Origin of the sequence: Thiolapillus sp. (assembly GCF_048562965.1) — a bacterium.
Lineage (GTDB): Bacteria > Pseudomonadota > Gammaproteobacteria > Chromatiales > Chromatiaceae > Thiolapillus > Thiolapillus brandeum_A.
In genome coordinates this window covers 1-697 of sequence record NZ_JBHNMF010001328.1, presented here as the reverse complement: position 1 = coordinate 697, position 697 = coordinate 1, and the positions used below count along the sequence as shown (strand labels likewise).

General features: G+C 56.1%; 1 protein-coding gene. It reads right to left on the bottom strand.

Annotated elements, in window-relative coordinates; all coding sequences use genetic code 11:
- A partial coding sequence (locus ACOCD2_RS24125; protein WP_419626296.1) for a twin-arginine translocation signal domain-containing protein occupies positions 1-211 on the bottom strand: 211 nt, incomplete at its 3' end.
- Positions 212-697 lie beyond the last annotated feature (486 nt).

The following is a 697-nucleotide window of genomic DNA, read 5'->3' as shown; positions in this document are numbered from 1 at the left end:
CCGTAAAATTGACTGCCTGCTCGGCGATGGTCAGATCAAAGTCCGTACCCGTGAGGGTGGGTATCTTCTGCTGCTGATCGGTATTGGCCCACAAAGCACGGGAGGTCAGCCCCATGCTGGCGGCAACACCACCCATGGCCATGCCCTGGACGAAGCGCCGGCGTGACAGGGACAGACCTGCCCCCGGAATAGCTGTTTTCTTGTTTCTCATGTAGTTGATTCCTCTGCATTTCAGATACGCCAAGCGCACTGAAGAACATTTTCTTTCGGGAAAAAGGATTAACTCCGGACGGAGTTACAGCAGGGAATCAGGCCCGTGGGGGGCGGAAGAGTGAAAAAAGCATGGCATTGCTGATCCGGGACTCTAGTCCCGCAAGTCGGACGGCCGCCACAGAGGGTAAAGTCAGGGAAGTATCCGGGAGAAGCACGGCCGCCAGCGTACAGGAAACACAATGGTCGACACTGCATGAGCTGCCGCTGCAGCAGCTGTCCTGTTCACACTGATCACAGTCCTGCGCCATATCCGGCATCCGATCATGATCAGCATTCACCGAGGTCATGGACATGTCCGACAGAACGCCGTGCTGATGCCCTCCGGTTTCAGCCGCAAACGCACCCTGCAGCGGCAGCAATCCCAGAAGCAGGGAAAGCAGAACGGCAATAATTTTTTGCTGAAGGATACGCATGGGTTCAAACG